The 21,874-nt window shown below is 65.6% G+C and carries 14 protein-coding genes; 9 read left to right on the forward strand and 5 right to left on the reverse strand.

Translation table 11 applies throughout. The features are described from left to right. Nucleotides 1–3: 3 nt before the first annotated feature. The 3 genes from AAGA68_21005 to AAGA68_21015 all read right to left on the reverse strand — a co-directional run bounded on the left by AAGA68_21005 (nt 4) and on the right by AAGA68_21015 (nt 4,950). Complete coding sequence (locus tag AAGA68_21005; GenBank protein ID MEM9387545.1) at nt 4–2,598, reverse strand: hypothetical protein; 2,595 nt, start codon at nt 2,596–2,598, stop codon at nt 4–6. 284 nt (nt 2,599–2,882) lie between these two features. Continuing rightward, nucleotides 2,883–4,238, reverse strand: a complete 1,356-nt coding sequence (locus AAGA68_21010) for a ribonuclease J (protein MEM9387546.1) — start codon at nt 4,236–4,238, stop codon at nt 2,883–2,885. Between the two features lie 61 nt (nt 4,239–4,299). Next, nucleotides 4,300–4,950, reverse strand: coding sequence for a hypothetical protein (locus AAGA68_21015; protein ID MEM9387547.1), 651 nt, complete (start codon nt 4,948–4,950; stop codon nt 4,300–4,302). A 253-nt stretch (nt 4,951–5,203) separates the two neighbouring features. On the opposite strand from AAGA68_21015, the gene AAGA68_21020 reads away from it, so the two are divergent. From AAGA68_21020 to AAGA68_21045, 6 genes are all read left to right on the forward strand, one after another. Then, nucleotides 5,204–5,680, forward strand: coding sequence for a MarR family transcriptional regulator (locus AAGA68_21020; GenBank protein MEM9387548.1), 477 nt, complete (start codon nt 5,204–5,206; stop codon nt 5,678–5,680). Between the two features lie 248 nt (nt 5,681–5,928). Further along, nucleotides 5,929–6,792: a sigma factor-like helix-turn-helix DNA-binding protein gene (locus tag AAGA68_21025; GenBank protein MEM9387549.1), complete on the forward strand. Its 864-nt coding sequence runs from the start codon at nt 5,929–5,931 to the stop codon at nt 6,790–6,792. Nucleotides 6,793–6,819: 27 nt separating this feature from the next. Further along, entirely contained in the window at nt 6,820–7,758 is a 939-nt protein-coding gene (locus AAGA68_21030; protein MEM9387550.1) for a zf-HC2 domain-containing protein, read from the forward strand. 11 nt (nt 7,759–7,769) lie between these two features. Beyond that, complete coding sequence (locus tag AAGA68_21035) at nt 7,770–9,527, forward strand: caspase family protein (GenBank protein MEM9387551.1); 1,758 nt, start codon at nt 7,770–7,772, stop codon at nt 9,525–9,527. An 8-nt stretch (nt 9,528–9,535) separates the two neighbouring features. Next, entirely contained in the window at nt 9,536–11,311 is a 1,776-nt protein-coding gene (locus AAGA68_21040) for a ShlB/FhaC/HecB family hemolysin secretion/activation protein (protein MEM9387552.1), read from the forward strand. Beyond that, nucleotides 11,308–16,155, forward strand: a complete 4,848-nt coding sequence (locus AAGA68_21045; protein ID MEM9387553.1) for a CHAT domain-containing protein — start codon at nt 11,308–11,310, stop codon at nt 16,153–16,155. Before AAGA68_21040 ends, AAGA68_21045 begins: the two co-directional genes overlap by 4 nt. Here the strand turns inward: AAGA68_21045 and AAGA68_21050 are convergent. Next, on the reverse strand, nt 16,152–17,081 hold the full coding sequence (locus AAGA68_21050; GenBank protein ID MEM9387554.1) for a GGDEF domain-containing response regulator: 930 nt from the start codon (nt 17,079–17,081) through the stop codon (nt 16,152–16,154). The two genes, AAGA68_21045 and AAGA68_21050, sit on opposite strands and share 4 nt — an antisense overlap. A 334-nt stretch (nt 17,082–17,415) precedes the next feature. Here AAGA68_21050 and AAGA68_21055 point away from each other — a divergent pair, with 334 nt between their 5' ends. Next, nucleotides 17,416–18,753 carry a VCBS repeat-containing protein gene (locus tag AAGA68_21055; protein ID MEM9387555.1) on the forward strand — a complete coding sequence of 446 codons (1,338 nt, stop codon included), beginning with the start codon at nt 17,416–17,418 and terminating at the stop codon, nt 18,751–18,753. Between the two features lie 65 nt (nt 18,754–18,818). After that, entirely contained in the window at nt 18,819–20,243 is a 1,425-nt protein-coding gene (locus tag AAGA68_21060; GenBank protein ID MEM9387556.1) for a hypothetical protein, read from the forward strand. Here AAGA68_21060 and AAGA68_21065 read toward each other — a convergent pair. Further along, nucleotides 20,240–21,379, reverse strand: a complete 1,140-nt coding sequence (locus tag AAGA68_21065) for a PLP-dependent transferase (protein MEM9387557.1) — start codon at nt 21,377–21,379, stop codon at nt 20,240–20,242. The genes AAGA68_21060 and AAGA68_21065 overlap by 4 nt on opposite strands. Nucleotides 21,380–21,541: 162 nt before the next feature. On the opposite strand from AAGA68_21065, the gene AAGA68_21070 reads away from it, so the two are divergent. Beyond that, a partial coding sequence (locus AAGA68_21070; protein ID MEM9387558.1) for a response regulator occupies nt 21,542–21,874 on the forward strand: 333 nt, incomplete at its 3' end.

The following is a 21,874-nucleotide window of genomic DNA, read 5'->3' on the forward strand; positions in this document are numbered from 1 at the left end:
TCCTCAGGCCGCCCTGATTCGCTGGAGTTCGGCGCGATGAACGCGCTCGTGCTTCACAAAGTAGTCGCGTAGCTGCAGGGCAGCTGCTTGGCGATTGCCTTCGCTCGGATCGCGGCGCACGGAGCGTCGGATACGTTCGAGCATCATGCGCAAGGCGAAGGCATCGGTCTCCAGCAACAGGTCACCATCCATCAATCGCCGCCACACCGGATCATCCACGGGCGGCACGTCCACGTTGCCGGCTGGCGCTGACGCGGTGCGCCGACCACCGCCGCGCCAGGTACGACTCAGGCGGCTTGTTCGTTGCTGGGTAGTCGTCGACAGATCGAGTGAATTCAGATCAGCTAAGAGATCAACATGGCGCCGCGCGTATCGCGCCAGGTAGCGCCGGAGCACGCGTGCGGCAGCGGCCATAACCTCACCGGACGTCTCACCTTGACTGGTGACGCGACGCACCTTCTCGAGCAGCATGCTGAGGCCAGGATCCTCTTGCGATGGCACCACCCGGCCGTCCAGCAGCGCCTGCCAGCTTGCCGAGGTCTCCGGCGGGATTCGCGGCTGCACGACGGGCACCGCTTCCACCGCTGCTGATTCCTCTTCCGCGCCCACCGCAGCCGACGCTTCACTAGCAGGTTGAGGGGTCGTTGAACCCTCATTCAATTGTCGCAATTCGCTGGAGAGCTGCCGTGCCGTTTTGCTGAAGAAGGTGTGCAGCAGGCGCACGCCCGCAAGGCGCGTGGCGTCGGACGCGTCGCTCTGCACTGAACGCTTGATCTGTTCGAGCATCATCTTCAGCGCGACGCTCGACGTGTCCAGGGGACGCTCACCAGTCACCAGCTCTGCCCATATTGGATCATCGACTGGCGGTACCGGAGGCGGCGCAGATGCCACCGCTCGCGGTTGCAAGGTGGGGATGGCGCTGGGGTCATCGATCAACACTGTGGCGTCGTGAGCCGCCGGCAACGCCTTGGGAGCAGGCCCGGTCGGCTCCGCAATTGGCGCCGATGTGCCCGCGGTGACGTTGGACGCCGCGGCCAAGAGTTGAGCGCGCTCGTCAGCGTAGCGTTGCGCGCTCTGCCCGAGGTGCTTGTGAAGTACGCGCGCGGCGGCAGAGACGGCGGATCGATCATCGCTGCTGCGTACAAACTGGCGCAGGCGAGCGAGTAGCATTTGCAGCGCCAGCGCGCTGGTCTCCAAGGTCAGATCACCGCTAAGCAACGCAACCCAAATGGGATGGTCCACCGCCGGCAAGGTGGGGACCTGCGCCCGCGCAGGCAACACCGGGATCGCCGAGGGCTCCGGCGACTCGACCGCCTGCACGGCAGCGTCGGCATTCGCCAGCGGTGTCGCCTCGACATCGCGCTCCCTTCCTTCGGCGGCGACGCCGTCAACCGCCGCAGCGCCTTCTTCTTGCGCCGGCCTCTCTTCGGAAGAGGCGTCGCTCGACGCGCCGGTCTCGTGCTCAGCGGTGGGCGGCGCGAAGCGTTCCTGGCCCACTGCCACCGGCGCGGCGGCACTCGCCTGCTCAGCATTCGTCCTATCGGGCGCGGCGGCGGCGCTGCCGGCCGCGTCGATCTCCTCGGTAGGCTCTTCCAACGCCTCCGCCGCCACCTCGACTGGCGAGTCGTCTGCGCCGGCTTCCTGGTGAAGCTTCGGCGATGCCGCCTCCACATCGATCAGCGCAACGTCGGTCTGCGTATGTTCGTCGATCGACGCGTGCGCGAGCGCGTCGGTCTCGCCTTCGATGGCGCGCTCGAATACCGCCTGCGCTTCGTCTTCATCCGCCGCGAGTAGCGTGTTCGTGGGAACAGGCTGCGGCACCGGTATCGCTGGCGGCGGCGACGACGATGGCACGGGCTCGATCGCGGTGGCGTCGCCGGTCCTCGCAGTTTCCTCGCCCGACGCCGGGCTTGGCATCAGCAACTGCGCCGGCACGGACGCGGCAATCGGTGGCAGAGAGGGTGCCTTGCGATCGCTGGCCTGCGCGGACTCAGGCTCTCTCTGAGCTTGGCGCGGCGGCGGCGGCTTCGCCTCGCGATCGGCGAGGGCGTCGACCGCGTGGGTCGCCACCTCAGCGCCTTCACCGTCCTGCTGTTCCTGCAGTAGGCCCTCCACCAGCGCGATCTCGCCCGTCAGGGCATCGACCGGCATCCCCCGTGCAGAGAGCACCACGGCGACATCGGCGACTTCCACGTCAAGCAGTGCCGCAGTGGTCACGAAGGAAGCACCGCCCGTGTACAAGGCGACGATGCGGCTCGCCAGTGCGTGGGAGATTCGAGTGCCTGGCTCAGCCAGCTCGGCGGCCGCCGGACAGGCCCGGTCGGCACATCCTGCGGTGGCGTCAGGCAGTCGCAGATGCACCTGCCAATCCCCCAGGGGAAGATGGCGCAGCTGCAGGTAACGGCTGGCGGGCGTAGGCGCGAGAGACTGGCCGCAGCGCGCGCACGCGTTGGTTTCGCCCCCGAGCAAGCGCCGGCGCGTGCGCACGAAGTGCAGGCTCACCGTCAGCTGGCGTGTCTCCTCGTCCGCCTCGACGTCTACCACCTGCCAATGCTGGGGCAGGCGAAGTACTTTTTTCAGCAGGTCCAGCTGGTCCACGGAACACTCCGCTGGGGGCCATGTGGGATACGCGCAGCCACGTTTCTCAGCATGGCAAACCCCTGAGGATCAAGGCTCGTCATGCCTAGAGCATAGCGACGCCATACGGCCTGGGTCCAATCCCACTGCGCTCACCCGATCGGTGGGCGGCCGGGCGGAGACACCGACGAGCGCCTTCCCGGGCTGCTAACGCTGGCACCTCTAGATACTCCGGGCCGATCCCTGCGCCGGGTTCACATAGATGTCCCGCGCGATCTCCTCGTCAGCCGCCCTGCACCGCAGCGCTAAGTGGCAACGGCGGATAGCCCCTTTGGTGTCAGCCCCAAGCGCCCTGTGCGTGCGGCGCCTCGCCGCACATCGGGCTTGGGTGCGATGACGTAAAGATCGCCGTTGGTACCGAGCAGCTGCCTGGGCACGCCACAGTCGCCGGCGATTGCCGCGTTGGCTCTCAGGTGCTTCTCCTCGCCGTGCGTTGGAATGGCGATCAGCGGCCGCACCCAGCCGTACATGCGCCTTAGCTCCTCAGCGCCGGGATGGCCAGATGCGTGGATCGGAAGTTCCGAGTCCTCACTCATCACAATCCGTACGCCCATGTCCTCAAGGCGGGCGATGAGCCGTTCGACCGATCGCTCGTTGCCCGGAATCACCTTCGAGCTGAATACGACGGTATCGCCCTCGTCCAAGGAAAGATCCGGATGGCGATCGGTCGCCAAGCGCGAGAGCGCCGCGCGGGGCTCGCCCTGGCTTCCGGTCGCCACCACCAGCAGCTCGTCGCGGGGGAAGTACCCCAGCGCCGATGCGTCGATGAGCTTCTGCTCCACCTCCCACAAGCCGGCCGCCCGTGCAGCGGAGGTGATGTTGTACAGGGAACGGCCGAGCATCCCCATCGCCCGACCGGTACTCTTCGCGACGCGCGCCAGCGTGTGCAGCCGCGCTAGGTTGCTGCCGAAGCACCCCACCACTACCCGGCCGCTAGCCGCGGCGACGGCCCCGTGCAGTCCCGCGTAGAGCTCGCCTTCGGAAAGCGAATGCCCTTGCAAGGTGGCGTTGGTGGAATCACACACCATCGCGCTCACCCCTTGGGCGGCGAGGTCACGGTAGGCCTGCTCGCTAAACGCCTGTCCCACCACCGGATCAGGATCCAGCTTCCAGTCGGCCGTGTGAAACACGTTGCCAGCAGGCGTGCGGATGAACAGCGCATTGGGCTCTGGAATCGAGTGAGTGAGTCCTACCCACTGCACGTCGAAGACATCGATGGTGATCCGATCGCCGCGCTGTACCTCGGTGATCGGCACCCGATCCACGAGGCCCACCTCCGCCAGCTTGCGACGCAGCACCTGGGCGGTGAAGGGCGTGGTGTAAATGGGACACCGTAGCTGCTTCCAAAGCCAAGCGACGCCCCCCACGTGGTCTTCGTGGGCGTGTGTGATGACCAAGGCCGAGAGCTGGTCGCGGCGGGTCGCGATGAACTCCGGGTCGGCTAGCTGCACTGCTGGCCCGGGCACATGCTCGTTGCCGAACATGACGCCACAATCCACGGCGAGCCAACGCCCGTCGTGGCCGTAGAGGTTGAAGTTCATGCCGATCTCGCCGGTGCCCCCAAGGGGCAAGAACCAGAGATCTCGTTCGGTGGGAGTCAGCCTGCGATCCGCCGTACTCAACAGCCGCCCTCATCGACACTCGAGGCGTAGGCGCACACCCTCACTGCCGGCGACAGCGACATCCGAGCGCCGCCAGCGCGCTCAGGCTCCACCACAAAGCTCCGGGCAGCGGAACGACCGCCGTATCTCGCACCAACGCCGCACCGATGATGATGCTGCCCGCGTCCGCGGGTTGATCGTTCGGCCCGAGGGAAGCGAGGGCGGAGTTCGGCGGTGCGCCAAACACGTTGACGCATGGCCCTCCCGTGCACAGCTGCAACTCGGCGACCGTGCGCGTCCCCGGGTTGTTGCCGGCGTCAGCGATAAGTCCTTCGGTCAAAATCCCACGCGGGTCAGTGGCGCCGAGTAGGGAAATCAGCGCCGCGGCTGGGGCGAAGTTGTCCGTGGTGAAGTCCAGGGCGATGTCGATCGGACCTTCCGCCGTCAGGTCGACGATGCCGCCGTTGTCCCACAGTTCACCCACCTCGACGTTGGTGGCAAACCGAAATCCCGCGTACAAACCCCCGTTACCTAGCTCGGCGGCGACCGCCTCAGCGCTCAAACCGACCGTCTGGGACCAATCCAACCAGAGCAAACCCGTGTCGGTGTCCAGGGTGACCGAATCACGCCCGTAGAGGCTGTCCTGCGAGACCAGGGCCGCCTGGGCGCTGGCGCACAGCACGAGGCTGAGCAGACACGATGTACGCTTCATGTGTATCGTCCATGATCTCGTCGGGCTTCCTGAGCAACGATAGTAGCCCTGCCCCAAGAACGAACACCAGGCAGGGTCGCCGAGCGACCGATTCACCGCTTGGCATATGCGACAATGGTGAGCATTGGTTAAGTGAGCGAACCCAGTGGAACCATCGCGGTCAAAGGCCCCGTGGGGTTGGCCTCCTCGCTTCACCGACCCCCACAGTTTGCTGCAACGCACCTTGTGACAAAACGAAGGCCCAGTGTCCCCCATGCCACGACATAACAACCTACTGCTCAGCCACCAGCTCTGCTTCGCGCTCTACACGGCCACCAATTCCGTGGTGCGCGCCTACCGCCGACGCCTCGCAGACGTGGGGCTCACATACACCCAATACCTCGTGCTACTAGCACTCTGGGAACGAGATGGAGTGGCGTTGAAGTCCCTGGCGGAACGACTGAGCCTGGATTCTGCGAGCCTGACACCCGTCATCAAGCGGTTGGAGAAGATGGGCTTACTGCGACGGGATCGCAGCAGCACCGACGAGCGGCGTATTAGCATCGTCCTCACCGCCCAGGGCCAGTCCCTCCAGGACGAGGTTGCCGCCATCCAGCACGCCGTCGAGTGCCAGACCGGCCTCAGTGAAGAGGCTTTCTTGACGCTGCGCGGCTCCCTTGAGCAGCTCACGCGCACAATGAACGATAACGACGACGAAGAAGCGACAGCCCGCGTAGTGGGCGCCTCGTAGACTGTTCATTTTTCTCTCCTGCTCCTGATCTGCTCGACCGCGCTCGTAAGTCGAAGCCGCACTTAGCGGCGGCTTCGTGCACCATTAGTGCCTCGGCGCCAGACGTTCACGCCGCCAGGCATCAATGTCGGTTCCGTTAGTCCGGTCCGTACCTCACCCGCGAACGGATGGGGTACGGCTTCCCGGGACCTATGCAGTTCAGGCTGGCGGCCAGGTAATGCCGCCAACGCTCAGCGCAGGAAGCGGCAATGAGCCACTCCGATCCGTCCACGTCTAGCTTCGACTGGCAAGCGTTTGTGTTCGACCCCGACGGGCAGCGGGTCGAGCAGCTCACGCGCATCGCCGATCGACGCTTCGCAGGCTCGAGTAAGGGAGAGGCCGCTTTCAATTACGCGCTTGACAAGATCTCCGCCGACGGTTGGCGCCTGCTCCAGGCCTACGACGGCGTTAGCCGACCGGGCACCTACCTGACGGTGATCTTCAAACGCCTGCTCGAGGACTACTCTCGCAAAACAGAAGGGCGCGCCCGCCCTCCCGCGTGGCTTGCCCGCGCCGGCGAGCTCTGGCTTGCCGTGCACCGCATGCTGTGCTTCGAGCGCGCCGACCCTGATGCGATCATCCAACGCTATGGGCGCGGTGGGCCCGCCAACGTGCAGCAGCTGCAAGCCATCATGCGCGAGATCAAGGCGCGCATCCCAACCTGTGGTGAAGTGCGAGGGGATCTGGCCACGGACTCTGTCTCGCCGGACGTCCTGCAGGGCCTCGCGGAGGAAGAAGATGTACTCCTAGGCGTGACCCGCGAGGAGGACGACTCGGTGCTACGCGCCCTCTCCGCACTTCTCGCCGTGGACGAGGACACAGCATCTCTGGCGGCGCACGCCGAAGGCGCTGCCCCCCTTGACAGCGCGCTGCGCGAGCAGGGCCGCGATCAGTTCGGCCTGGGAGATGAGGAACTGCTCATCCTGCGACTGCACTTTTTGGAGCGATTGGGGTTCGCGGCGATCGGCCGCTCGATCGCTCTGCCCGAGCACAGGGTACGGCGAGCTTATCGCCGAGCCCTCGCCAAGCTACACGATCGCCTGGGCAATTTTGTCCAAGCGTTCGACACCTGAAGGTCAAGACGCCATGTGGAGCACCTCATGAACTCGACATCGCCTTCACCACGCCAGCGCCTAATCGGGCTGCTCGGCGCCTTATGGTCGAGGGCGCAGCGAGGCTCGACCTCTCCCTGCCCACCCGACACCCACCTGGCCGCCCTATTCGACGGCTCCCTACCCCCGGCGCAGGCGGCACAGGTTCGGCGCCACATCGCTCACTGTCCGCGGTGCTACCGTAGCCTGCTGCATCTAGCCGAAGTGTCAGACCTGTTGGTTGAGCCCTCACCGATTCCGCTGAGACCAAGCCGCGGCCTTATCACGCTGCTAGGCGGCGTTGGCGTAGCGGCTGCCGCCGTACTGCTCACCCTCACTTTGCAGCTCGGTGGGCCTGATTGGGTTCGCACGATGGACGCGCCCTACGACGCGCTACGCGAGGCCGTTGTCGACGGTCGATACCGCCCCTCGGCAACCGGCTGGATCTGGCGCAAAGGCTACGCCGCCCGCGGCCTAGGACTTCCCGATACGGCACGCACTCGTATCGCGCGCTCGGCACTCACAAAAGGCGTCGCCCAAGGGCTGGACACCGCGACCGATCCCCTAGACGAGCGATGGGCTTCTATACGCCGCGATACGCCGGCCCCATCCCTCGCGTGCGAAGAAGTCTCCGCGCGGGAGTGCCGGCGGATAGCGCAGTTCCATCAGGCGGTCGGCCGATGGGCCGTACTGATGCACTTCGCCTGCGAGCCCCTACGCAGCGATGAGGTACCCAGCGCCCAGGGCGGCCGCAATGTGTGGATGGGCGAGGCGTTCTGGCAGGATGCCATCACCACCCTAGAAGGCATCGCTGAGCGCAGCGCGAGGATAACGCCAGACGAGGGCTATGCGCGCCTGTTTCAGAACTGGAGCGCACGCGCGGTCGCCGACGAACCGGCCACCGTGTGCCGCGGCGTCCCACCGTTACTCAGCACCCTTGTTCTTTGACGGATGCCGCCGTGCGCTCCTTCGCCCTCGCTCTCCTAACGATCACGATCAGCTTGTACCCCGCCTGGGCGTTCTCAGAGCCGCTCCGCTACGATGCGGTGACGCCCCACGCAAAGGCGGCCCCAAGTGGGAGTTCCGTACGGCGCATCGCCCTGTTGATCGGGATTTCCGACTACCCCGCTACCCGTGATCTGGAAGGGCCACGGGAGGATCTGCGTGCCATGCGCGACGTGCTGGTAGACCTCTGGGACTTCCGTCCAGAGGACGTCATCACCCTAGCCGATGGTCAGGCCACACGCGCTCGCATCATCGATGAACTGGATGCACTGCGCACACGCTCCGCCCCGGGTGATCACGTCCTCGTCTACTACAGCGGTCATGGCACGAGCGACTACGATTTGACATCGGGCATTTCCTTGCCCGATGACTCGGGCGCTCTGGTCCCGGTCGACTTCGTGCCGCGAGGGAGCATCGACGAGCAACTTTCGCGCCTGATTCTCGGTGACCGCGACCTCAGACCGCGCTTCCAAGCCTTGGATCAGGGCGGTCGCTACCTCGCCGTACTGATCGACAGCTGCTTCGCCGAGAGCGTCCTGCGCAATGATGATCAAGCACTGGACCCTGGACTGCCGAGTCGCTACATCCGCCTTGCTGGCGCCGCGCCCATCCTTCGCGCGGAGCGCCGCGCGCGTGTCATCGCTGCCTCCAGTACGCCCTTACAAGCGTTCGCTTACGAACGAACCATTTTCATCGGTGCTGCCAGCGCCTTCGAGGAGGCGACGGACATCGGCCGGGCGATGCTCTCGCGCTTTCCCACACTCGACGCCCGTCCCCACGGGGCGTTCACCGACGCCCTGCTTCGCTACCTCACGCTCGAGCAGGTCGCAGACGAGGACGGCAACGGGGCGATCTCCTACAGCGAACTCTACAACGCAGTGCGCAGCTTCATGAGCGCGCGGCGCTATCGCCACATGCCCCAGCGACGTCCCCTACCGAACCAATCGGCGGGTCGCATCGAGGACCGCGTGGTGTTCGAGTCCACGCGAGTCATTAGTGATCGGGTGGCTGCGAGGCCCGCTGAAGCACTCAGCGTGTGGGTCGCCGGAGCAGAACAGGACATCACGCCCCTAGTGCGCGCCCTGGGAGCGGAGGATCATCTCGTACTCCGCGCCGACCAGTCGGCGGATGTGCTGGTGTTGGTGCGCGATGAGCACGCGCAACTGCGTACGGGTGACAACCTGCTGCTCGCGGAGATCTCTGTGGCCGATCCCACCGCGCTGGTAGATCGCCTAACGCGCTACGCCTGGGCAAATCGCATCACGCACGCGAGCGTGGCACCAGGAGCCGCGGACGTGCGCCTCGAACTGCGCCCGGATCGTAGCTACGCCATGCTCCGCGATCACATTCAGCTAGAGGTCTTCCCCACCCGCCCCGCGCACTTGGCCGTGTTCAATATCGATCCTCTCGGCGACATCAACCTGATCTACCCCAGGTCCCGAGAAGATGTGAACGAGCGCTACGAACAAAGCCGCCCCCTGCGCCTACCGCGAACCTTCCATGAAGAGGCGATCACTATCGCCGCCCCCTTCGGCTTGGAGTTTCTAGTGGTCGTCGCCTTTGAAGAGGTGCCCCAGGCGCTGCAGCGCGTCGCGGCCCTGCAGGCAGTCCCCTTCGACTCGCCGGGGCGCCTCGGCTTAGATGCCCTCCTCGAAGCGGCGGAACGGCAGGGCGCTAAGCGCAGTCTTCATCTTACTAGCTACGGGTACTAGGCACGTTCATGCGCCACCAGGGATCGGTCAAGCGACGCGCCCCGGCGCACGGTCTCCGCCTCAGCGCGATGGTCTTTGTCCTGACCACACTGCTCACGCTGCCGGCGCGTCCAGCAACGAACGACTCACCGAATGCGAACCCCGGGGGGATCTCCCCGCTGCCCATTCCAAGCCCGCTCCTCGATTCGCCCCCCGCGCTCGGCGATAGCGTGCTGCCGCCCTTGCCCACGATCGGCATCACCGACACCCAGGCATCGCTCGTGGTCGTTGAGCGCATCGTCTTCGAGGGCAACTTCGCGTTCAACGACGCCGAACTGCGAGATGTCGTTCGCCCCTACCTATCTAGGTCACTTGGCGAATCGGATCTCATTACGCTGCGCGACCAGATTGCCGCGCACTACCAGACGGCTGGATACCTAGCGACGCGGGTGACCCTGATCAGTTCATCGGCGACCGAGGGGTTGCTGCGCGTACGGGTGCGCGAGGGAAACCTCGAGGACGAGTCCTGCATCCGAGTGCTGAGACCTTCAGCGCCTGCGCCCCTTCGCGACGGAGCCTGCGCGCCACTCGCTGCGAGCGGCCGACTACGCCCCGAGTACGTGCGCGCGCGACTGCCGGGTCCCGAGGACGGCGCCCTGAACATCAATACGCTGCGCACGGCCTTAACCAGCCTGCAAGGCGATGAGCGGGTACAACGTCTGGATGCGGCCCTGACACCGGGAACGGGCGGCGACGCCAAGCTCGATCTTCTAGTCTGGGAAACAACGCCCTGGCGCCTCTCGGGCGAGCTCGGCAACACCGTATCGCCGTCCTTGGGCGGACTGCTCGGCGGCGCCACCGTCGAGCACCTAAATCTGACCGGCCGCGGAGACGCGCTGTCCGCCACCGTGAGCGCCTCTGAAGGACTGTTTACGGCCGAGGGCACCTATAGTCGTCCCGTCCTAGGCGGGCGGTCGCGACTCGTACTCGCGGCACGAGGGGGCTGGAGTGAGGTAGTCGAAGCGCCATTCGATGCACTCGATCTCACCGGTCGAACGAGCACCTTTGAGCTGCGCCTCGACGTCCCCGTGCAAGGGGCATCACCAAACCGATCTCTACTGTTGGGCTTCGCCCTCGTGCAGCGTTCCAGCAGTGCGTTCGTGTTCGGCGATCCCTTCGCCTTCACGGACGGAGGGGACGACGGCGCCTACCGCCTGAGCATCGTGCGGGCATCACAGTCTTGGCTGCGCCGCTCCGCCCGCCAGGCGATCGCCTGGCGCTCTACCTTCAGCGTCGGCACGGGGCTACTCGAGGCCACCGATCGCACCCAGAACGGCGCGCCGGACGGCAACTTCCTCGCTTGGCGCGGGCAGACTCAGTGGGCACGTACCCTGCCCTGGCGCGGCACCTTGCTCTCGGTTCGCGGCGAACTCCAGCTCGCTGGCGATCCACTCTTCGGGCTCGAAGCGTTCACTCTTGGGGGCATCAACAGCGTGCGCGGCTACCGGGAGAATCAACTGATCCGCGACAGCGGCATCAGCGCCGGCGTCGAAGCGCAAATCCCCGTACTGAGGCGCGGCCCCCATCGCCTCGCCTTGGCGTTCTTCAGCGACGCAGGGCGGGTTTGGGACGTAGGAGATGAGCAGGAAGATGCGCTGTGGAGTATCGGGGCGGGCTTGCGCTGGGAGCACCCAAGGGTCACGGTCTCCCTCTACGCTGGTCAGGCCCTATCTTCGCGGCCCACCGCCGAAGAGGGTACTCTGCAGGACGATGGTATTCATCTGAGCATTAGGACGGCACGATGAAGCACCCCCGCAAGCCAAGCTACTGGCTCGCCCAAGCGCTGCTGGCAGGCCTCACCGGCACGGCATCAACAATATGTTTAGCGGGCAGCGCCATCCTCGATGGCAGCACCACACCTAATTCACTGCCCAGACAGCTGACCGGCCCGCAATTCATCCTCGATGAGAGTCTGGGCTTGCGGCGAGGCGACAACCTATTCCACTCGCTTCTGGAGCTTCAGATCGACGAGGGGGAGGGGCTGTTTCTCACGGGTTCATCCACGATCAGCAACGTGTTGCTGCGCGTCACGGGCGGGAACGTCACCAGCATCGACGGTCAGCTGTCCCTGCTCGTAGACGACGCCAACCTCTTCCTGCTTAACCCCGCAGGCGTGATCTTCGGAGAGCGAGCGCGCATCAGCGTGCCCGGCAGTCTCATCGTGAGTACGGGCGACGCCATCCCCTTCAGCGACGGCTCGACGCTCCCGGCGAGCGGCCCGCTACCGAACTTGAGCGCTGCACCGCCTGCCGCGTGGCACGACTACGGTGCCCCCCTATCGGGGAGCATCCGCGTCGAGGCGGTGCTCGAGGTGGACGGCGGCGCGTTCCTCCTCGCCGACCGAATCACCTTCGATCAGGGCGCCCTGGTGGCCGGTGCGAGCCCCTTTACCGGAACGGTACCGCCTCCGGCCCGCCGCGCTCGCACACCCGGACCGCTCTGGCTGCTGGCCAACCGTGCAATCGAACTGAACGGCCTGCCTAGCGCGACCCTTGGGAACGTCAACTCGTTCAACTGGAGCGCGAGCAACGCCGATGCGATTCGCCTCTCCTCCCCACTGATCAGCTTCGACGCCGGCGCCGTGCAGTCCTTGACCCTAGGGCCCGGGAACGGTGCCGACATGCACTTCGAGGCACGCGATCAGATAAGCCTTGGTGGGTTGATCGAACTTGATTCACCGGAGGGTCCCGTGGAGCGCTTCGCCGCCATTGGCAGCGGCGCCCGGGGCGGGGGCAACGGCGGTAACCTCACGGTCCTTACCAACCGGTTCACCATGACCGACCGCGCCGCCATCGTCCTGGCGGGTGCCGCCAGCGGCGAAGGCGGCAGTCAGCGCTACCTGATCGGCGAGGGAGGCATGCACCTAGGACCGCAAACGCTGATCGCCAGCTTCGCCCGCCCGACGGTTGCGCGAGAGCGCGGCGTCGGCGACGGCGGTCGAATCGAGATCGACGTGCAGGGGCCACTGGTGATGGCCGGCGCGATCCCCGATGGCGCTCCGCTCAGCGGCTTCAACATGGGCATCGTCAGCAAGACCCAGAGCAGTGCCCGGGCTGGCGATATCAGCGTTCAGGCGATCAGCCTGCTCGTCGCTGATGGAGGACGCATCGAATCCGGCGCTCTCGGCACCGGCCGCAGCGGCAACGTCCGCGTCGAAGCCGCCGAGAGCGTAACCGTGCGGGGTAGCTCATCGCTATTGAGTTCATTGATCGGGGTACTGGCCTCGGACCTTGGCAGCGTTGGCGACACCCAAGTGATCGCGCCCGACATCCAGATCCTGGACGGCGGCAGCATCCGCGCTGACTCTTTGGGCAGTGGCGATGCCGGCACACTCACGCTGCGCGCGGATCGATTGCGTATCGCCGGCGCCGGCGCACCCATCGACGAAGTACTATTCACCCAGTGGCTGGCCGGGCTCGGGGAGGGCACCGCCGATACCTTCGATGAAGATGAGAGCGCGGTACGACTGCTGCAGGCGCAGCTCGGCGCCTTGGAGGCTGTCGTCGCCTCGGACGCCCTAGGGGGGCAGGGCGGTGACCTGGTCATCGAGGTAGGTGCACTGGAGATAGGCGATGGCGGGCTGATCAGTGCCACCGCCCTCGGCGATGCGGATGGCGGCGACATCCGAGTCGACGCGGATCGCGTGACCTTGACCGGTGACGCAGCAATCGTCACCGACGCCGGGCGGTTCCTGGAAGACACGGCACCTAGCGCTACCGGTAACGCCGGTCAGATCGCCATTCGAGCGCACGAGAGCATTCGCCTCACCGGGGGCGAGGTGAGCAGCAACAGCCTGGGCCTCGGCAACGCCGGTAGCATCGCGCTCACGGCGCCTCAGATCGACCTGAACGGATCGCAGGCGATCATCTCAACTGTCTCCGAGGGCTCGGGCGACGCCGGCAGCATCCAGCTCGCCGGAGATAGCGTTCGTGTCACCGGCGGCGTCCTCAGTGCTCAGGCACGCGGCGCCGGGAGCGGCGGCAACGTGCAGGTGCAAGCGAACGACTCCTTAAGCTTGATCGACGCCACCGTAACGGCGAGTTCCGGGGCGGCCGGCGGGGGAAGTCTGCAGATCGGTTTCGGCGCCTCTTCACCGGCGGTGATTCGCGACAGCGTACTCTCCGCTGAGACGCAAACCGGCGATGAGCAGGCGGGCAGCATCGTCGTGCAGGGCGGACAACCCGATCTCTCGACGGTCGTGATCAGTGGCTCCCAGCTTCTCGCGAACGCTGATGGCGGTGCTGCAGGTAACGTGTTGGTGGAGGCGGGCACGGTCCTTCGCGACAGCGGCACACGTTTGGCGGCATCCAATCGAGCCGGCTTGAGCGGCTCCGTGCTGGTGCGGGAGCAAAGCCCCAATACGCAGATCGACGCGGTGACCGAAGCGCCTGAGCCGATCGACCCCTCCACCCAAATCGGCGCCTGCCGATCAGCACACACCGGCTCCCTCTGGGTGCGCCATACGGGTTCGCCAGAGTCTCCGGCGAGCGTGCTGCTGGCCATGAGCCGGGACGCCACCGAGCCGTTGAACGCCAGCGCCGAATCGCCCCCCTCGCACAGCCGATCCCTCGTCCTCGCCGACACGCTCAGCACCCGGTCCGTGCGCGCGGCCCTCGCCGCCGATGACCTACGCGACGCCGAACACCTGGCTCATCGGGCGATCAAGCTGACCAAGACGCCCGAGACCCTAGCCACCAAAGCGGTGGTCGACTACGCGCGCGCCGATTACCTAGCGGCAGCGAAAGCCTTCGACGAGACCGCTCGCTTAGCAGCACGGCGAAAGGATGAGACACTTCTGGCGCGCGCGCGCGCCAACGCGGCGCGCGCGTGGCTGCTAGCCGGTGACCCCAACCGAGCGCTAGAGCGCTTGCGTGAGGCGCAGTCCTTGGCTAGCCGACTTGCCGTGGGCGCCGAGCGAGCACTGCTGATGCTGCACGTGGGTCAGACCTGGATGAGCGCAACCGGCCTGCCCGGCGCGGAGGCTGGCTGGCCGCGCTTGAGCGCCCTGACCGCCCTGCGTGATGCGCATGCCACGGCCCAGAGCATCAGTGACCGAGCGGATCTGCTCGCCTGGAGCCTGGGGACACTGAGCGAACTCTACGCGATAGATCAGCGCTTCGATGACGCCATGACGCTCGCCCATCGTGCCTTGGCAGCTGGCGAGAACACGGTCGATGCCTACCGCTGGTATCGGCAGGTTGCGCGCCTGAGTCGGGAGAGTGGCGAGACCGACCAAGCGCTCGCATTTTACGCACGTGCCATGACCCTCAGCTCGCGGGCAGCAGGCGACGCACGAGGATCGCAGACGCGAGAGGCCCACTTTCGGAGGCAGATCGCTCCCGTCTACCTCGAGTACGCCGACCTTTTGCTATCGCTGGCCGAGCGCGGACACGACCAGTTCTATCAGCAACATCTGCTCGATGCGCGGGAGGTCGTCAACCGCCTACACGCGGCGGAGATTCGCGACTACTTGGACGAGGCCTGTAGTACCGACGCCCAGCCAGACACCCGTCGCCTACGTCTGCCTAGCGACACCGCGGTGCTGTTCCCCGTGGTGTTTGACGACCGCGTGGAGCTGCTGATGCAAACCGATCGAGGGATTCAGCGCGGGCGCAGTATACCGCTGGGTCGCGAAGCACTTCGCAAACAGGTGGCGAGCGTGAGGGAGCAGCTGCGCGACCCCAGACGTTCAGCGAGTCGGGAGGCCTCCCAAGCCCTCTACCGCACGGCCTTCAGAGATTTGCACGAGCTGCTCGCGGAGAATCCTCGAATTAGCCGGCTAATCGTGGTGCCCGACGGACCCCTGCGATCCCTGCCCTTCGGCGCCTTGCATGACGGTGAGCGATGGCTGGCGCAACGGGTGACCGTCGAGATCATGCAGCGTCTGGCGCCCTCAGCAAGCCTTGGGCAGCCCGCGAGCGGCACGCCGAGTGCTCTGCTCGCCGGCGTCAGTCGCTTCGGCAGCGACGAGCGACGCGCCCTCCCCTTCGTGCCTGAGGAGCTGGCCGGAGTGGGTGCTGCCTGGCGCGGGCCTCGAAGCGTGCTCCGGGACGAGCAGTTCACGCGACTGTCTTTCACGCAAGCACTGCGTAGGAAACAGCCACAGGTGGTGCACCTTGCCACCCACGGTACCTTCGCGGGCTCCTTGGAGCGGTCCTACCTGGTGACCGGAGACGGCGAGCAACTGGGCATCGCCGAGCTCTTTGCACCCTTGCAACGGCTTGCCGCCCAACAGCAACCAGTGGCCTTAGTAGTGCTGAGTGCCTGCGACACGGCGGTGGGCGTGGAACGCTCTTCGATCGGGCTGGCTGGCGTGGCTCTTCGCGCGGGCGCCGCCCACGCCGCAGGGTCCCTATGGCCTGTGCCTGACGACGGTACGGCGCAGCTGTTTAGCGCCTTCTACGCAGCGCTCCAAGGGCCAGCCCGGAACGACCCTGGGTGGGCCTTGACCTCGGCGCAACGCAAGCTCATCGCCGCAGAGCGCTACGCGCACCCAGCGTATTGGGCTGGCTTTCAGATAATCCGAAACGGCATCGCTTGGTCGCCTACCGACATTCCCGCCGCGACGACCCTCGCGCTGGCGCCCTAGTGGGCGCTACCTGATAGACATGTTGGCACGCGCACCGCATCCGAGAGCAACCAACGTCCACGGCCCGCGCGCTTAGCGGCGTACATAGCCTTGTCCGCGGCGTCGACGAGTTCGCCCCGCTCCATCCCGTGCAGCGGGGCGAGCGCCAGCCCTGTCGAGAGTTGAACCGGCACCGACTCTCCGTCGACCAGGAGACCATCGCGCAGGGAGTCGTACAAGCGATTCATCCACTGGTGAGCGTGGTCGAGATCGATCAGCTCACGCAAGATCACGACGAACTCATCGCCCCCAAGGCGAGCGACCGTATCCGTACGGCGCACGCTTGCCACCAAGTGCTCCGCGATGGCTTGCAGCACACTATCGCCGAAGGCATGGCCTCGCGAGTCGTTCATGGGCTTGAAGCCGTCGACGTCGATTAGCGCGACACCCAGCAGGGATGCATCGGTCGGGCTGCGCTCGAGGAGGATCGTATCCAACCGGTGCTCGAAGCTCATGCGGTTGGGTACGCCGGTCAAGCCATCGTTCATCGCCATCGCCGCCATCTGCGCATGGCGCTGCGAACGGGTCACGGCAAAGCTGAGGGCACGGCGAAGAGCGCCGGGCGCCGCCTCGCCCTTGATCAGGTAGTCCTGCACACCGGTCGCTACCGCCGCAGAGGCGAACTCATCGTCGAGACAGCCCGTCAGTACTACCACAGGCAGGTCCTGGTGGCCCGCCAAGAGCATGGGCAGCGTTTCACGGGGGGCGGCATCTGGCAGGGTCAGGTCCACGACCAGAACATCGAAGGTCGCGTGACGCAGCCGTTCGCGTGCCTCAGCGACACTCGCCGCCCGCAACAGCTCCGTCGGCTCCGGGCCCAAGGCCAATGCACGACGCACCCAGTGGGCATCGACTTCATCGTCCTCAACAAGCAGCACTCTTGTCATATTCTCTCGGCAACAGATGCGCAGACACTAAGAGCACGCTACTGCGGCGTTCCGAGCACAGGTGTGACGACCCCGGCACTATTGCTACATCACCTTGCGAGTACCTTCTAGTTCGCGGCTCGTGAGCTTTGAGAGTTCGATGCATAGTCAACTTCCCCCCCGATCAGTCGCACCTTGTGCAGTGCGGTGCGCTACTCGACTTGTCATAGCGCTAGAAATCGGCGGTACCAAAGACGAGAATCGAGGCATCGCCGAGGCCGGCGATGCGGGCGACAACCCATCCGAACGTTGCCGAACCGCCATATATAAAAAAACGCAGCACTAAGGAGCTTGCATGACACTCGCAAACACTCGTCTTCGACCCGCCGCGCTGGCCACGCTGAGCGCGCTATTGCTGGCCACCACCGGTGTGCACGCTCAGTGGGTGAGCTTTAGCGATGAGACGGCCACGCGCCTGCGCGTACGTCCCTTCGCGGACGGCACGGGCACGATCGCCACCGATGCTCAGGAGAAGGACTTCGCCGTGGGCGACCTCAACCGCGATGGCCGTGACGATATGGTGGTCGTGCGCAAGGAGCCGTTCTCCAACGCTGGCGCTCGCCAAGACCTCCTCTTGCTGAACTTTCGTGGCCGCCTGATCGATCTGACCGCGCGCTACGCACCGGGCTTTCTGACTAACTTCACCGACGCACGAGACGTCACTATCGTCGATGTGGACAACGATGACTGGCCGGACGTCTTCATCGCCAATACCTTCGAAGAACCGCCGAAGCTCTACCGTAACCTCGGTCGCGGCGAAGACGGCCGCTGGCGAGGTCTGGCCGATGAGTCGTTCCGGCTGCCCACCATCGACGTGCCGACGGACATCAACACGATTCAAATCTGCGCCGTTGCCGCGGGCGATGTTACCGGCGATGGATTCGTCGACTTTTACCTGTCCAACTATAACGAGGTGCCCGGCACCCGTGACCTGCTTCTCATCAACGACGGCACGGGCAACTTCAATCTGGAGCAGAGCCGTTTGGGTGACTACGCACGCATCAGCTTCGGCACCAGCGCAGAGATCCACGACATGGACGGCGACGGCGACCAGGACATCGTCAAGCTCAATGCGCTGTTCGACAATCCCGTCTTCCCCCATGGCGTGTTCATCCTGTTCAACGACGGCAACGGCCAGTTCGATACGGTGCCGTACCAGCAGATCGCCGACACGGACCCGTACATGTTCACAGTGTACGATCACGACCTAGATGGCGCCCTCGATGTCTATATCGTCAAAGACTCGCGAGATGAGCTGGTCACGGCCCGTGGGTTGATCGCCGACGGTCCCATCGAGTACGACACACGTCCCTTGCCCTTCGGCCGAACCAATCAGTTCGGTGGCAACGTCAAGGCTGCAGACGTGGACAACGATGGCGACCTCGACGTGGGTCTTGCACCAATTGACGTAGACATCGCCAACTGCGGCGACTCCACCGAGTTCACCCTATGGGAGAATATCGGTGCTTCCGGTCTGCGCGACAACGAGTTCCCGGACAATGCCAACTTCAGCCTCGATCCCCACGACTTCGCCTTCATCGATATCGACGGCAATGGCTGCGTCGACATGGTGATGGGCCTTTGTGAGGGCTGGCGGGTGTTCATGAACAACGGCTGCGTCGCCGAGGAGTAGGGCTCAGCGCTATTCGTCCGTATCCGGTGGCCATAGGCTGCCGGATACGGCACGCTTCGCGGGTGATGAGCTCCCGCACACACCTCTGGTTCGCGGCCGCTTCCCTGGCGGCCGTCGCTCTGCTGTGCGTGGCCCTGCTGAGCTCGCCAGCCGGCCAGCCAGCCGTGTTCGCAGCCCTCATCGGCGCCTTGGCCCTGAGCTTCGCCTCCCTCGCTGCGCACTTCGCCTTTGCACGCCGGGCGCGGCAGCCCGCAACCCTCGAGGAATTGGCCCGTAACGCGGAGCAGGAACGTAGCGCTGCCCTCACCCGACAGGAAGCGCTGCTACGCCAGCGGGCGGACCGGCTGGAGCTTCGCGAGCAGCGCCTGTCACGCCGGCTGCGGGTACTGCAGCTTGCAGATCATGAGCGCTTCGTGGACGCCGTCGACTCGGAACTCTCACCGCAGGCGATCGAGCGCCTGGTCCGCAACGATCGCGAGCTACTCCTGCTGATCGAGCGGCGCAGCCAGCAGGCCTTCGAGGATATCCTCGCCAATCGCTACGCGGCCGAAGAGGGCAGCTTGGACATGTCGCTGGTGTGGAAGGATGTGGGCGAGTTCGTCGAGACGGTCGCCCGCCTCTACCAACCAGACGCGCGCCATCCCCTGCTGGAGACGGAGCTCGAGCTGGTGGCCAAGGCCGCCAGCAGCACGGCCCTGCACCTTCTCTTGGTGGTCGACGCCCTACCGCTGGATCTAAAGTCCTACAACGCCGCCTCCATGTATCGCACCCTGCGCCGCGCCGCCGACTACTACGGCACCTACAAGCAGGTGAAGCCCTATCTCGACGTTGGCCTGAGTGTGCTGCAAGTGGCGCGATTCGCCCTCGGCGCGAACCCCGTGGCGGTAGGCGCGAGCTGGATGGCCGGGAAGCTCGCGGCTCAGGGTGCTCAGAAGGTCACCGAGCAGCTGGTCCACCGCCAGGTGCTGCAGTTGCTAAGTGACGCGATCCGAGTGATCGCCTTCGAGGTGGCGATGGTGTACGGCGGCGGCTTTCGCCGGCGCGATGCAAACTGGTTCCTCGGCGCGGAGCTGGTCAACTTAGAGTTGCTGCGCGAGGACGACTACCGCGGCCGAGACCGGGCGATGCGCACCCTGTGTACGCTTCCCTTGCGCCACGAGTTCGATCGCCTCCTGCTCCTGCGCCAACTGGGCGCCAAGCAAGCGATCGACATGCAAGCCGCCCTGATGGAAAACCTGCTCACATCGAGCGAGCGCGAGCGAATCGCGGAAGAGCTACACGAGCACTGTGAGCGTACGAAGGCCGATCTCACTCAAGGCAGGCTCGCCGACTGGGTGCATGAACTGCATGACCGCCTCGCCGTTACGTCAAAAGCGGGTGTGACACCACCGCTGCCGAAGGCAAGCCCACGTCTGCAAGGACCGCGCGAGTGGCTGCGTGGCCTACGCTCACGGACGCGGACGCCGCCTGACGATACCCCGCCGAGCTAGCTCGTGCCTGTCCGCGCGGACTCGCCAGCCGCCAAAGCCTGCGCCAGATCACGCCAAAGGTCCTCGCCGTTCTCGATGCCGACGCTTAAGCGGATCAGGCTAGGGGGCAAGTCGCCCTGTCCTGGCACGGCGGCTCGCCGTTCCATCGTACTCTCCACGGCGCCTAGGCTCGTTGCGTGCGTGATCAGTCGCGCGGCCCGACAGGCCGCATCGGCGGCGGCCGCGCCACCGTGCAGTTCGAATGACACGATGCTACCGAAACCGTCCAACTGGGCCTTGGCCAACGCGTGCTGGGGATGGGAGGGCAAACCCGGGTACCGCACTCGGCTGACGGCATCGTGGGCCTGCAGCCGCTGCGCCAGCAGCAGCGCATTTGCCTGTGAGCGCTCGAGGCGTACGGCGAGCGTGCGCATGCCGCGCAGGGTGAGGAACACCTCCAGTGCGCCGGGCGTCGCGCCGCGCAGGGTACGCGCCTGACGAAGGCGCTCAGCCAAGGCGTCGGATTTGGCAGTCGCCACACCACCGAGCAAGTCCGAGTGGCCGCCCAGGTACTTGGTCGCCGACTGCACGGAGATGTCGGCACCGCGGGCCAGCGGTCGCTGTAGGAGCGGCGTCGCGAAGGTGTTGTCGACCACCAGCAGCGAGCCCGCTCGACGCGGTGTTGCGCCGATTTGCACCAGATCGTTGAGGACGAGCTGGGGATTGGAAGGGGACTCCAGCCAGATGAGGTCCATCTCGGCGCAGGCGGCGACCCAGGCCACGGTGTCTGCCCCGTCCAGCGTGTGCACCTGCCAGCCCGCTCCCACCACACCAGCCTCGGCAAGTTGGCTGACCGCGCGGTAGCAGTCTGCGGGGATCGCGATCTTTGCGTCCTTGGGCAACAGGCTAAACACGGCCGCAATCGCCCCCATGCCCGAGGCAAAGGCGACCGACAGGCCACCCTCCAGACCCCCCACCACGTCCTCCAGCGCCTCCCAGGCCCGAGTGCCTTCGACCCGCGAGTAGGTCCTTTCCCCCTGCGCATCAACAAAATTCGAGGCGGGGGTGATCGGCACATTGAGTGCTGCGCCCTGCCCGCCATCCCGGCCGCCGTGCACCAGCCAAGACGCAGGATCGAGATCGTTCGAAATCGACATCGGAAACTCGCCTAGACGTGGCGTCGACGGCCACCTGAGCGCTCATGCTAGCGGTGCGCGAGCGCCTTGGCGAGACACGGGTGAACCGCGCCGTCAGCGAGCTGTCCCACTCTTGGGGAGCGCGCGAGCGCACGGTTCAGACCCACTCTAGACAGGATCGATATGGTTGCTAGCGAGCGAATTCGTACCTTGATCGCTGACGATGAGGCAGTCGCTCGCCTCGGACTGCGCAAGCGCCTGGAGTCCCTCGCCCCGGCCACCCATATCGTCGGCGAGGCCGAGAACGGCACGCAGACCGTCCAGCTCGTACAGCGCCTGAACCCAGACCTCGTGTTCCTGGACATCGCCATGCCTGGGCTTACGGGACTCGAGGTCGCCAGGCGCATCGGCACGCACCGCGAAGGTCCTCTAATCGTCTTCCTCACTGCCTACGGGGACCGCGCCGTCGAGGCCTTCGAGACCGAGGCGATCGACTACCTCATGAAACCGGTCAGC

Source organism: Pseudomonadota bacterium, from assembly GCA_039193195.1.
Lineage (GTDB): Bacteria > Pseudomonadota > Gammaproteobacteria > Steroidobacterales > JBCBZW01 > JBCBZW01.